At 60.5% G+C, this 12,885-nt stretch carries 13 protein-coding genes; all 13 read left to right on the forward strand.

Translation table 11 applies throughout. The features are described from left to right. Positions 1-97 precede the first annotated feature (97 nt). Positions 98-1,549 (forward strand): DUF1217 domain-containing protein, encoded by a 1,452-nt coding sequence (locus ACOYJQ_RS10095; RefSeq protein WP_433458116.1) that lies wholly within the window; start codon positions 98-100, stop codon positions 1,547-1,549. 7 nt (positions 1,550-1,556) lie between these two features. After that, positions 1,557-2,285, forward strand: coding sequence for a flagellar basal-body rod protein FlgF (flgF, locus tag ACOYJQ_RS10100; RefSeq protein ID WP_433458118.1), 729 nt, complete (start codon positions 1,557-1,559; stop codon positions 2,283-2,285). A gap of 75 nt (positions 2,286-2,360) precedes the next feature. Further along, positions 2,361-3,743, forward strand: a complete 1,383-nt coding sequence (fliI, locus tag ACOYJQ_RS10105) for a flagellar protein export ATPase FliI (RefSeq protein WP_433458120.1) — start codon at positions 2,361-2,363, stop codon at positions 3,741-3,743. An 88-nt stretch (positions 3,744-3,831) separates the two neighbouring features. Then, positions 3,832-5,097 carry a flagellar hook protein FlgE gene (locus ACOYJQ_RS10110; RefSeq protein WP_433458199.1) on the forward strand — a complete coding sequence of 422 codons (1,266 nt, stop codon included), beginning with the start codon at positions 3,832-3,834 and terminating at the stop codon, positions 5,095-5,097. Between the two features lie 104 nt (positions 5,098-5,201). Then, positions 5,202-6,614, forward strand: coding sequence for a flagellar hook-associated protein FlgK (gene flgK / locus ACOYJQ_RS10115; RefSeq protein ID WP_433458122.1), 1,413 nt, complete (start codon positions 5,202-5,204; stop codon positions 6,612-6,614). A 4-nt stretch (positions 6,615-6,618) separates the two neighbouring features. Further along, positions 6,619-7,869, forward strand: coding sequence for a flagellin (locus ACOYJQ_RS10120; protein ID WP_433458123.1), 1,251 nt, complete (start codon positions 6,619-6,621; stop codon positions 7,867-7,869). A gap of 75 nt (positions 7,870-7,944) precedes the next feature. After that, positions 7,945-8,292: a flagellar biosynthesis regulator FlaF gene (gene flaF / locus ACOYJQ_RS10125; RefSeq protein WP_433458124.1), complete on the forward strand. Its 348-nt coding sequence runs from the start codon at positions 7,945-7,947 to the stop codon at positions 8,290-8,292. A gap of 5 nt (positions 8,293-8,297) precedes the next feature. Continuing rightward, positions 8,298-8,693: a flagellar biosynthesis repressor FlbT gene (gene flbT, locus ACOYJQ_RS10130; RefSeq protein WP_433458126.1), complete on the forward strand. Its 396-nt coding sequence runs from the start codon at positions 8,298-8,300 to the stop codon at positions 8,691-8,693. A 29-nt stretch (positions 8,694-8,722) separates the two neighbouring features. Further along, positions 8,723-9,115 carry a flagellar hook assembly protein FlgD gene (gene flgD, locus ACOYJQ_RS10135; protein ID WP_433458128.1) on the forward strand — a complete coding sequence of 131 codons (393 nt, stop codon included), beginning with the start codon at positions 8,723-8,725 and terminating at the stop codon, positions 9,113-9,115. 36 nt (positions 9,116-9,151) lie between these two features. Further along, positions 9,152-9,421 carry a flagellar biosynthesis protein FliQ gene (gene fliQ, locus ACOYJQ_RS10140; RefSeq protein WP_433458129.1) on the forward strand — a complete coding sequence of 90 codons (270 nt, stop codon included), beginning with the start codon at positions 9,152-9,154 and terminating at the stop codon, positions 9,419-9,421. Positions 9,422-9,579: 158 nt separating this feature from the next. Beyond that, positions 9,580-11,670: a flagellar biosynthesis protein FlhA gene (gene flhA / locus ACOYJQ_RS10145; protein ID WP_433458131.1), complete on the forward strand. Its 2,091-nt coding sequence runs from the start codon at positions 9,580-9,582 to the stop codon at positions 11,668-11,670. Then, positions 11,667-12,425, forward strand: coding sequence for a flagellar biosynthetic protein FliR (gene fliR, locus ACOYJQ_RS10150; protein WP_433458133.1), 759 nt, complete (start codon positions 11,667-11,669; stop codon positions 12,423-12,425). Before flhA ends, fliR begins: the two co-directional genes overlap by 4 nt. A gap of 6 nt (positions 12,426-12,431) precedes the next feature. Beyond that, on the forward strand, positions 12,432-12,830 hold the full coding sequence (locus tag ACOYJQ_RS10155; protein WP_433458135.1) for a hypothetical protein: 399 nt from the start codon (positions 12,432-12,434) through the stop codon (positions 12,828-12,830). Positions 12,831-12,885: the final 55 nt, after the last annotated feature.

A 12,885-nucleotide genomic window follows, 5' to 3' on the forward strand; every position in this document is an offset into this window, starting at 1 on the left:
CTTCGTGCGGTAAAAGTCGCCGAAAGCGAAGGTGGCGTCGTGGCTCCGGCTTCCCTTGGCGCGGATCTGTACCGTCCTTCAAAGCAGGGGGCTGGCCATGGTCGGGCTGCAATCGTCGTATCTGAATTATCAGGTTGTTGTTCGCGATCTGGACAAGGCGTTGTCGCGCAAGGCGGCGGAGCCGGTCGTCGCGCGGGAGATCGCCCGCTTTACCGAGGGGGCTTCCGGTATTCAGTCCGTCAACGACCTGTTCGACGACATCGGGATTTATAACTTTGCCGTCAGGGCTTACGGCATGGAAGAGCTGGTGGGCTCGTATGCCCTGCTGCGCAAGGTTATCAGCGGCGGCACGGGAGAGGGCGGCTATGCGGCGCGGCTGTCGGACGGCCGGTATCTCGATCTGGCGAGTGCGTTTCTGGTCGTGGGGGAAGGTGTGGCGCCTTCGGCCCTGTATGTCAGCGGCGATGGTGTGGCGCAGCGTTATCGGGACGGTATCAAGGGTGCCGGCGATCGTGCGCTGGCGCGCTTGGACGAGGATATCGCCGCCTACGAGCAGGCCGTGAACGGTTCGGGATTCTATTCTTTCAGCGATCTGGTGGCCAATGATACGGCGCTGATCTTCAGCCTGAAGGCCTATGGCCTCGAGCGTCTTGTCGGTCAGATCGACGAGGTGAGGGAGACGCTCAAGGGGGCGGGCGCAAAGATCGATTTTCAGGATGCGACGGAGAGCTGGAACTTCGATCAGTTCCGGCTCAAATTCGGCGTCAGCGGCGGCAAGGTCAACTATCAGGATACGGTGATCGCCAAGTACCGCGAGGCGGCCTACAGCGTCGGCACGCAGTTGACGGAGTCTGTCGACGAGCATGTTTCCGATTTTCTGACCGGGCTGTCCGGGATCGCGACCGTGGACGATCTGTTGAAGAACTGGGAAGTGCTTTCCGTGGGGTTGCGGGCCTATGATCTGGATCGCTTCATCCTGAGCGACAAGGATGCGCTCGCCGCGGCCCTGAAGGGCGATACGCGGGCTATCGATTTCCGGAGCGATGAGGAGCGTGAGAACTTCCTGGCCTTCAAGTCGGCTTTTGCCTTCGATGCGAAGGGGAATACGGTTATGGCGAGCCTTGTGCGCGACATCGACGAGGCCGTGAAGGGATATGTGCGGCATACGCTTGAGATCGATCTGGGCAAGGAAGACACCAACGTGCGCCTGGCGCTCAATTTCCAGCGCCGGGCCGGCGAGATCACGTCGGCATACGACATTCTGGCCGATGAAGGGTTGGCGACGGTGGTGCGCACCGCATTCGGCATTCCTTCGGAAACGGCGACCGCCGATATCGATGCGCAGGCGCGGATGATATTGAGCCGTATTAATATCGAGGATTTTCAGGATCCTGAAAAGGTCGAAAAACTGATAGCGCGCTTCCTGCTGATGGCCGATGTGGAAGAAGGTGCGGCGAACGCGCCCATCCTGACGCTTTTCAACGGCGGTACGGGGTTGGCGGATTTGAGCTACGATCTGCTGTATGCCTACCATTCTGGAAAGTCTTGAGGATAGCATGCAATCAGGTCTGTATGTAACGTTATCCGGTCAGATCTCGCTTGAGCGCCACATGCAGGCGGTGGCGAACAACGTCGCCAATATCAATACGGCGGGATTTCGGGCTGAAGGCTCGACTTTCGAGAGCGTGCTGTCGCGCACGGGTCGGGTACCCGTTGCTTTCGCCGGCAGCGGCAAGGCCTTTCTGTCGCAGCAGGCGGGGCCGTTGTCCCAGACGGGCAATCCGCTCGATCTCGCTGTCAGAGGCGACGCATGGTTCGCCGTGCAGACGCCGACCGGCGTGCGCTACAGCCGCGACGGGCGGCTGACGATGACCGACATGGGCGATATCGTCACCGTTACCGGCCATTCGCTGCTGGACCAGGGCGGTGCGCCGCTCGCTGTCGATCCTCTCGGCGGCGAGATCGTGGTTGCGGCGGATGGCACTGTCTCGCAGGGTGGCAATATCGTCGGAGTCGTCGGGCTCTTCCAGATCGCCGGCGACGCCGATCTGCACCGGGCGGTCGATGGTACCGTCGCGGTCAGCGCGAATGCCGTCGCGCCGGCGGAGGATTTTGTCAGCGTCGGCGTCGTTCAGGGATATGTCGAGGGCTCGAACGTCAGTCCCGTTATCGAGATGACGCGCCTCATCGATGTGCAGAGGCGGTTCGAGCAGGCGGCGACGGCTGCGAGCTCGATGGAGAACGCCTTGAACCAGACTATCCGCGATCTCGGGCCGACATCCTGATCGGAAATCCTTGCTGATCGGAAATCCATGAGCACAGCCAATGCATCTCGCAGCCCCGACGGGTCCGATTCCGGGATGCGTATATCCGCAGATGAAGAGCGGACGAAGCCGGGTGCGGGCACTGCTCCCGTCTGGCCACGCAACACGCTGGCGCGGCTGGAAGAGGCCGTGCTGGCGTGTGATCGCGACATTCCGCTCGTGCGGGCCGGCGGCTCGATCCGCGAGGTGACGACTGCCTATTGCCGCGTTGCCGGGCTGTCCCGTCAGGTGCGGCTTGGTGACCGCGTGGTTTTCGAGGGTGGCGGGCTTCCGGGCGAGGTTGTCCGCGTCGATGAAGCGGGCGCGACGATCAAGCCGTTCGGCAATCAGATCGAGGCGGGTATCGGCGCGGGTGTGTTTCGCCATGGCGCCATGACGGTGCGACCCGATGCGAGTTGGAAAGGGCGTGTACTCAACGCCTTTTGCGAACCGATCGACGAGGGCGGCCTGCTTGCCGCCGGCGACCGGGAGATGCCGGTCGACATGCCGCCGCCGGCGGCGCTCACCCGCGCGCGCGTCACCGAGCCCCTGCGCACGGGGGTGCGTCTGATCGATCTTTTCACGCCGCTGTGTTTCGGCCAGCGCATCGGGATTTTCGCGGGATCCGGCGTCGGCAAATCGACCTTGCTGGGCATGCTGGCGCGCGCGAAGGGGTTCGATACGGTGGTCGTGGCGCTGGTCGGCGAGCGCGGGCGCGAGGTGCGGGAGTTTCTGGAGGGGCCGCTCGCCGCGAACCGCAATCGCGCCATCATCGTCGTCTCGACGGGTGACGAAAGCCCGATGATGCGGCGCATGGCGCCCCGCGCGGCGACGGCGGTTGCCGAGTACTTTCGCGACCTGGGCGAGTCCGTGCTGCTGATCGTGGATTCGGTCACTCGCTATGCGCATGCGGCCCGCGATGTCGCGCTGGCGGCCGGGGAGCCGGCGGTGGCGCGCGGCTATGCGCCGAGCGTGTTCAGCGATCTGCCGCGGTTGCTGGAGCGGGCGGGGCCGGGTGTCGAGGGTGGCGGCACGATCACGGGTATCTTTTCCGTTCTCGTCGATGGCGACGACCATAACGATCCGGTGGCGGACAACATCCGCGGCACGTTGGACGGGCATATCGTGCTCGACCGCAGCATTGCCGATCAGGGGCGTTATCCGGCCGGCAACGTGCTCAGCTCCATTTCACGGCTTGCGACGTTTTCATGGACACCGGAGCAGCGCAATCTCCTGCGCCGCATGCGCGCGATGATCGCGCGTTTCGAGGATACGCGCGACCTGCGCCTCGTCGGCGGCTATCAACAGGGCCTCGATGCGGAGCTGGATCAGGCCGTGGCGCTCGTGCCGCGCATCTACGAGGCGCTGCGGCAGGATTTCGATGCGCCGATGAGCGAGGATCCGTTTCAGGAGTTGGCCAACGCGCTGCGTCCCGAATAGGTGCCGTTAACTTTCCGTCAATTCATTCGCCGTGGTGAGCCTCGCGCAAGGCACATGGTGTTCATTGATCCTGCGCGAATTTTCAGCGATGGAGCTGACCATGGGTATTATGCAGACCGCCACGTCCGGCATGAAGGCTCAGGCGAACCGGCTGGGCACGGTTGGCGATAACATCGCCAACGCCTCGACCACGGGCTACAAGAAGGTGTCGACGGAGTTTTCGGCGCTGGTTCTGCCGTCGGGCAAGGGCAGCTACAATTCCGGTGGCGTCGAAACCACCGTTCGACGTGCGGTGAGCCTGGAAGGTGGGACGACGTACACAACCTCGACGACTGATCTCGCCATTCGCGGTAAAGGTTTCTTCATCGTCGAGGATTCGTCTGGCGGCCGTTTCCTGACGCGTGCGGGCTCGTTCGTGCAGAATGCAGATGGTTATCTCGTCAATGCGGCCGGATATTATCTGGTCGGCTACCAGGCGAGCGATGCGGGCGTCCTGGTCAACAGCCTGAATGGCGGCGAGCGCGTCAACGTCAACAGCATCAATATGCAAGCCACGCCTACGCAGAATATCGGCGGGGTTGCGGGCGTGTTTGCGGCGAAGCTGCCTGTCGATGCGGCGATTGTGCCGGCCGGATCTCTCCCCTCCGATAACGTTGCCGGATCTGCCTTTTCCGCAATGTGGTCGATGACCGTTTATGATAATGTTGGCCGTGAAGTAAAACTTGATCTTTATTTTGCGAAGACGGCGGCCGGGGCTTGGGAGCTTAGCGTATTCAACGGCACCGACGGCGGCGGTTTCCCCTACGATGCGGCCGAAGTGCTCGGGACGACCCCTCTTACGTTCGACGCTACCGGCAATTTGGCAACTCCGGCCACCGGGTTGACGGCGAATATCACTATTCCGGGCGGCCAGACCGTTAATCTGGACATTTCCGGTCTCAAACAGCTTGCGGGCGACTCCGAGATCATTGCGGCCCAGGTCAACGGCAATGGCCCCAGCGCGGTGGATGACGTGAGCATCGGCGCGGACGGCGTCATTACATTCCAGATGACGGACGGTTCGGCAATCGATGCGTACCGCATCGCGATCGCCGATGTTCCGAGTCCCGACAATCTGAGGGCGCTTTCCGGTGGCGTGTTTCAGGTCAGCAATGAATCGGGTGATCCGGTGGTCGGCTTCCCCAATCAGGGGGGGCTCGGCAGCCTGCTCAGTTCCGCGCTTGAGTCGTCGAATGTCGATCTGGCGGAGGAGCTTGCGACCATGATCGAGGCGCAGCGCAATTACACCGCCAATTCCAAGGTGTTCCAGACGGGTGCGGAAGTGCTCGAAGTTCTGGTGAACCTCAAGCGATGACGAATGTCGTCGGGGGTTGCGCGGGTCGCATCACGACCCGCGCGGTTCGGTTTGTTTTTGTATTCGGTTGAGTGTCGTCGGTACGGTGGGGGAGTTTCGAGCTTATGAGCCTGAATGCAGCCTTGAATGCCGCACAGCTTTCGCTATCGGCCAATTCGAAGCGTATCTCGGTTTCAGCGCGCAACGTCGCCGGCGCCGGCGATCTGAACTATTCGCGTAAACTCGCGCCTCTGATCACATACGACGGCGGCGTTTACGCTGCCGGGCCGACGCGGGCGGCCGACATGCGGCTTTACGAACGCTACATCGAGGCGATGTCGGCTTCCACCCGTGAGCAGGCGCTGCTATCCGGCTTGACGCGTCTGTCGGACACGGTCGGCGACACGGGCGCGGGGACTTCGCTCGTCGCGCGGCTCGGTGCGCTGAATGATGCGCTCACCGAATATGCCAATGCGCCCGGCGACGCCAATCTTGCCCGTGCGGCGATCAACGGCGCGAAGGATCTGGCCTCCAGCCTCAACGAAGCGGCGAAAGTCGTCGATGAGGTGAGGAGTGGCGCGGAGCAGGACATCGGTAATTCCGTCTCGCGCATCAACGAGTTGCTGAAAGAATTCGGCGAGGTGAATTCTCGTGTCGTGCGTGGAAGCGCTACGGGCGCCGACATTACGGACGATCTCGACCGGCGCGACATGCTTGTCGCCCAACTGTCCGAGGAAGTCGGCATCACCGTCCTGACGCGCGCCAACAACGACGTGGCGTTGTATACGGATGGCGGCGTGACACTCTTCGAGACGAACGCTCGCACCGTTATATTGGATCCGGCGACGAAGCAGGTATTCATCGACGGCGTACAGGTGACAGGCAGCGGTGCACCGATGCCCTCGAAATCGGGACGGCTGGTCGGGCTGGTGGGGCTGCGCGATACCGTAGCCAAGGAGTATGGCGAGCAGCTTGACAATCTCGCCTTGGGGCTGATCACGGCGTTTCGTGAAATCGATCCGGCTGCGACGGATCCCGATCGCATGGGGCTTTTTTCCTATGACGGTGCGGCCAGTGTCGATTTGCCGATTGCGGCGGGTGATCTTGCCGGTCTTGCCAGGACAATCGTTGTCAACGCGGCCGTTGATCCCGCAGCGGGTGGCGATCCGAACAGTCTGAGAGATGGCATCAACTATGCCTACAATACGGAGAGTGCGCCGGCATTTTCCGATCGTTTGTTCACGCTGTTGAACCAGTTCGATGCGCCGGATACTGCGCTCGGCGACAAGAACCTGCTTGATTATGCCGCCTTCACGGTCAGCTCGGTGGAGGCTCAGAGGAAGTCGGCGGATGCTGCCGGCAAGTCGAGTGAAGCTGTCTTGCAATTGGTAACGACGTCTCTTTCAAATGCGCGTGGTGTGGATGTCAACGAGGAAACCGCGCTGCAACTTGAGCTTGAGCGTTTGTTTTCGGCGTCGGCGCAGTTGATTTCCGTTGTCGACAACCTGTTCAAGACTCTGCTGTCCATCGTGGGGTGATGCCATGGCCGCGAATTTCGTATCCACTTTTAACCTGCTGAACGGCCCGCGTCTCTACGCGCGTAACGCGCAAGCCGAGATTGCGCGCCTTGGCAAGGAGATGGTCGAGGGGCGGCATGCGGATGTCGGGCTTGTGCTGGGTGCAAAGACGGGTTACGCTACGCTTCTCTATCAGGAGGTCGATCGCGTCGGCGCTCTCATGACCTCGAACGGCGTCACCGCCGGGCGTCTCGATGCGACGCAGGCCGCGCTTGCCGAGTTGTATGAGACGGCGGATGACATGCTGGCGACGCTTGTCGGCTTGCCGTCCAACCCGGTATCGGCCGCAACGATAAAGGGCGAGGCCGAGCGCAATCTCACCGCGCTGATCGACAAGCTCAATTCATCCTTCGCGGGAGCCAAGCTGTTCGGCGGCATCAAGACCGATAAGTCGCCGATGACCGATGAGTCGGCATCGGTGCAGGCCGCTTTCAATGACTTTTTGGCCGGTGAGTTCACGACCTATTGGACCAACCTGCCGACCGACGTGCCTCCTGGTTTGGGGAACACCGCTGCGCCCACGATAAGCGACATCGGTGAAAGGGAAATCAATATATTCTTCAACAGGCCGGACTCTGCCGATCTGGCTGCCAGTTTGCCCGGTGAGTTGGAGGCCGAATGGCGCGCCGGCAACGATTGGCCGTCCTCCGATCCTCTCCCCGCAGATATTCAGACGGAAATCACGACGAAGACCAATGCGCTCGTTGCGCTCGCGGCGGCTGTCGACACCAACGATGCCGATTACGGTTTTCAGTTCAATGATGCGAACTGGAAGGGTAGCTGGTCGTCCGCGTCTGATGCCAACATCCGCACCCGGATTTCCATCACCGAGGAAATCGTTACCTCCGTCAATACCAATGCCGATCCGTTCCGTCAGTTTGCGCAGGCCTATGCGGCGCTCGGCGCCTTGCCATCGTCCGATCTGAATGAGCAAGCCTTCAAGGCGACCGTATCTTATGCCATCGATCAGATAAGCAAGGCCATGGACGGCCTCATGATCATGCAGGCCGATCTTGGCACGGCGCAAGCGCGCATTACGACCGCCAACGAGAAGCTCAAGGCGCAGGAAACCCTGTTGCAGCAGAATCTGGTGACGCTCGAGGGCGTCGATCCTGCGGAAGCCAAGGTGGCTTCGGACGCTTTCGAGCTGCAACTGAACCTGGCGTATTCCTTGACCGCACGATTGCAGAATCTCAGTCTCCTCAATTACCTGTAATCGGCGACAGTCGGAAAACAGATCGATAATGTTGAAGAATGTGAACGAGAATACGTTCTGGGTGAGATCAGTATCATGTACATGATTTCTTATGGCGAAATGATGGAAAACGATCCCGAGGCGGTGCGTTCCAGCGAGCGACGGGCATTCGACATTGTCATCGATCTGCTCGAGGAGGCGGCGCGTCAGGGGCGTGGGTCGCCGGAGGGGGAATTGGCGATCACGCGGGTGATGGAGCTGTGGCAGTTCCTGATCGATGATCTCATCAGCCCGGATAACGCTCTCCCGGAAGAGCTGCGGGGGTCCCTGATCTCTATCGGCGGGTGGATTTTGCAGGAAGCGCAGCGGGTTCGGTATGGCGAGTCCGAGGATATCTCGGGGCTTATCAGCGTCAACAAGCTCGTTCGCGACGGATTGAAGTAAGAGCCATGCGGTTGAGCCTGAAGGCGGGTGAGCGATTGTTTATCAACGGCGCCGTGCTGCGAGCCGAGCGCCGCGTGACCATAGAGTTGCTGAACGACGCTACTTTTCTTCTGGAGGCGCATGTTTTGCAGCTTGAGGAAGCGACGACTCCTCTCCGGCAGTTGTATTTCATCGTTCAGTCGATGCTCATCGATCCGTCTTCTGCGGCAACCATGCGGGCGTCCGCCCTCAGCCTCATCGCGCCGATGCAGGCGGCTCATGATGATGAGGCCGTCATTGCCGGGCTCGGCAAGGTCGGTGAGCTTGTCGCGGATCAGCGTCCCTTCGACGCGCTGCGCGTTTTGCGCGGTCTGTTCCATCTTGAAGTCAAAGGCAGTGAGAAAGTGCGCAAGGTGGCTTGATGCCGCCGCAACCCGTAGGAGATACGACGATGGTGTCGGTGAACAGCGTGGGGCAGGCGGCGACCGCGAGCACGGCGCAGCCATCCAAGACGACGCTCGACTATCAGGCTTTTCTGAAGCTTTTCGTGGAACAGCTCAAGCATCAGGATCCGACCGCGCCGATGGATGCGTCACAGTCCATGGCGCAACTCGCGACATTCTCCCAGGTCGAGCAGTCCGTGGCCACCAACAAGAAGCTTGACTCGTTGCTGTCATCGCAGTCGTTGTCGCAGGCCAACAGCCTGATCGGGCGGACGGCGACGTCGGGCGAGGGGGATGTTTCGGGCGAAATCGTGTCGATCAAGATCACCAGCGAAGGCGCGCTCGCAACGCTCACGAGCGGCAAGACGTTGCTGCTGGGCGAAGGTGTATCGATTTCCTGATGACAGCGCTCTGGGGGATTGCCGGGGTAGGCGGCTATGAATGAGGCCGATGCACTGGATCTCGTTCAGTCCGCGATCTGGACGATCATCATCGGCGCCGGCCCTGCCGTCGGCGCTGCCATGCTCGTCGGCATTATCATCGCGCTTTTTCAGGCGTTGACGCAGATTCAGGAAATGACGTTGACGTTCATTCCCAAAATCATCGCCATTCTGGCGGTGACGGCGCTCACGGGATCGTTCATGGGCGCAAAAATATTCACGTTCGCCGAACAGGTTTATGGCCGCATCGTTACAGGATTCGAGTGAGCATCTTTTTCTGTAAGCGACGTTTCTGGTGCTCCTGCCGAAGCGGGAAGGATCGGTTATTCGCGGATAGTATGAAGTAACTTGTTTTTGAAAGAATTCTTGTCGATCGAACGCTTCCGATCGATCGGAAAGCTTTCCAGCCGGGATGATGGGGTCGAATGGCTGATCTTTTTGTGGGCAGCTTGAACGCGACGCAGGGAAACAAGGGCCGCGACGTCACGTTCGCGATCGGTATCGTCGCGATCCTGCTGATCCTGTTTCTGCCGATCCCGCCGTTCCTCATCGACATCGGTCTCGCGCTGTCGATTGCGCTCTCGGTTCTCATCCTGATGGTGGCGCTATGGATCCAGAAGCCGCTGGAGTTCTCGGCGTTTCCGACCGTGCTGCTGATCGCCACGATCCTGCGCCTTGCGCTCAGCATCGCGACGACCCGCCTCATCCTGGCTGACGGCGACAAGGGTGTTACGGCGGCGGGCTACATCATTCACGGGTTTTCGCAGTTCGTGATGAGCGGCGATTTCGTTATCGGGCTCGTGGTGTTCGCCATTCTGATCACCGTTAACTTTCTCGTCATTACGAAAGGTGCGACGCGTATCGCGGAGGTGGGCGCGCGTTTTACCCTGGACGCGATTCCCGGCAAGCAGATGGCGATCGACGCCGATCTTTCGGCCGGGATGATCGACGACAAGGAGGCGCAGCGCCGCAGGCGCGAGCTGGAAGAGGAAAGCGCCTTCTTCGGCTCCATGGATGGTGCGTCGAAATTCGTGCGCGGCGAGGCGGTGGCGAGCCTCATCATTACGGCCGTCAATATTTTCGGCGGCATCGTCATCGGTGTCACGCGTCATGGCATGCCGTTATCCCAGGCGGCGGACATCTACACCAAGCTGACCGTCGGCGACGGTCTTGTGTCGCAGATCCCGGCGCTGATCGTTTCCCTTGCCGCGGGTCTTCTGGTGTCGAAGGGCGGCACGCAGGGCTCGGCGGAGCAGGCGGTTTTCGGGCAGTTGAGCGCTTATCCCAAGGCGCTTTTCGTATCGGCAGGGCTGATGGCGCTCATGGGGCTGACGCCGGGCCTGCCGATGCTGCCGTTTCTCGCGTTGGGCGGCATGCTGGCGTTTGTCGGTTACATCATTCCGAAACGGCGTGCGGAACAGCGGGCGCGGGATGAGATCGAGCTCCAGAATAAACGTGCGCTCGAGCAGGTGGATACGCGCGAGGCCATCCGCGAGACCTTGAGGACGGCCGAGATCGAGTTGTGCATGGGGCGGCAGCTTTCCGTCCGGCTCAAATCCAATCAGGGCGAGCTCATGCATCGCGTGTCCAAGATGCGCCGCAAGTTCGCGCAGCAATACGGCTTCATCGTGCCGGAAATCAAGCTGACGGACAGTCTCGCCACGCCGCCTAAAAGTTACCAGATCAAGATCCACGGCACGATCGTGACGTCGCATGAGCTGCGGCTGAACGATTTTCTGGTCATTATCGGCGACGGTCCGCGTCCCGCGATCGAAGGCGACGAGGTGCGCGAACCCGCGTTTGGCATGCGAGCCTTGTGGATCAATGAGATCTACGCCAGCGACGCGAAGCGGCTCGGTCTTGCGCCGATCGACGGCATGTCCGTTCTGCTCACGCATCTGGGCGAAATCATTCGGAATAACCTGCCTCTGCTATTGTCCTATAAGGACATGCGGATGCTTTTCAACCAGCTCGATCCCGAATACAAGCGCCTGATCGACGACATCTGTCCTTCCCAGATCTCCTATTCGGGATTGCAGGCCGTGCTCAAGCTTTTGTTGGCGGAGCGCGTTTCCATCAGGAATCTCAATCTCATTCTGGAGGCGATCGCCGAAATCGTCCCCCATGTGCGCAAGACGGAGCAGATCGTCGAGCATGTGCGCTTGCGGATAGCGCAGCAGATATGCGGCGATCTTTCCGACGAGGGGGTGTTGCGGGTATTGCGGCTCGGCAACCGCTGGGATCTCGTCTTTCATCAGAGCATCCGGCGCGACGCCCGTGGCGAGGTGCTGGAGATCGACATAGATCCTTCGCTTGTCGAGGAGTTCGGCGCGGAGGCGTCGAAGGCGATCCGCAGGCATCTGGGGGCAGGCAAGGCGTTCGTGCTCGTCGCCGCCCCTGATGCGCGCCCCTATGTGCGCATGATCATTGAACGCATGTATCCGGCGCTTGCCGTTCTGTCGCATGTCGAAATCGCACGCGGAACCCAGATCGAGAGCCTCGGGGCGATATCGTGATTCCCATCGCCGCATCCGATGCCGTCATCGGCGCCTTGTTGCTGATGTGCAGGATCGGCGGTTGCTTCATGCTGATGCCGGGGTTATCGAACGCAAGTATTCCCGTCAGAATCAGGCTCTATGTGGCACTTGCGGTTACGCTGGTGCTGTTTCCGTTGTTCTATGACAAGGTGAGCGCGGTCTTTCAGGGCAAGCCGTTTTCCTTCCTGCTGCTCCTTATCGTTTCGGAAACGCTGGCCGGTCTCTGGATCGGTTTTCTCGGGCGGCTGATGTTTCTTGCGTTCGAGACATTGAGCGTCCTCGTGGCCATGTCGCTCAGTCTCAGCAACCCCTCGGGTGTTTCCTTCGATCAGATGGAGGCTTTGCCGCCGCTAAGCAACATTTTGGGATTATCTGCCGCGATGCTCGTATTCGCGGCCGATCTCCATTGGGAGGTGTTGCGCGCCGTCGCCGCATCCTACGATAATCTGCCGCCCGGATTGTTGTTTCAGTCCCGGCTTTCTCTGGTCGGCGTGGCGGACCAGTTGAAGGATTCGTTCCTGCTCGCGTTACGTATTTGCTCCCCGATCATTTTGTACTCCCTGATCATCAACTTCACGATAGGCGTCATCAATAAATTCACGCCACAAATTCAAGTGTATTTCATATCCATACCGTTCGTCATCGCAGGCGGTATGTTCATTCTTTATATGCTCATTCAAGAAATGCTGTCCGAGTTTATAAAGGGTTTTTCACGCTGGCTGCTGCATGGATAGTCTTGCATGAAGGACCGGCTGCGGAAAATAGAGCGTGTCGTCGAGGTGCAGCGGCAGTTGAAGCGCCTGTCGGAGTGGAAACTTGCGCTGTTGCGCCGCGACGAGATCGGGCTCAGGAAGGCGCAGGAAGATCTGATCGGCCGCCTCAACGACGGGGCCGTGCATCATGGCCTGTTCGTGGGATCGATGGCGCGCCGTCTCACGCGGCTTGCGCAGGAAAGCGAGGAGGTTCGGGCCAAGAGCGAGGCGTTGCAGGAGCGGGTGCGGGATGAGGCGCTGCGTCTCAAACGTACCGAGCGGCTGGCGCGCGACGTCGCGCGGGAATCGGAGGCCGATGACGAAAAGGTCGGACTGGAAAGGATTCTCGAGGCGCGAAAGGCCGGCGGAGGCGACAGCCTCGCGTAAGGTCCGAAAGGTAATGTCCGCTTTGATACGTGCTTTGGACGGGAGCGGCAGGCGC

The sequence above is a fragment of the Pseudochelatococcus sp. genome (assembly GCF_050946405.1).
Lineage (GTDB): Bacteria > Pseudomonadota > Alphaproteobacteria > Rhizobiales > Beijerinckiaceae > Pseudochelatococcus.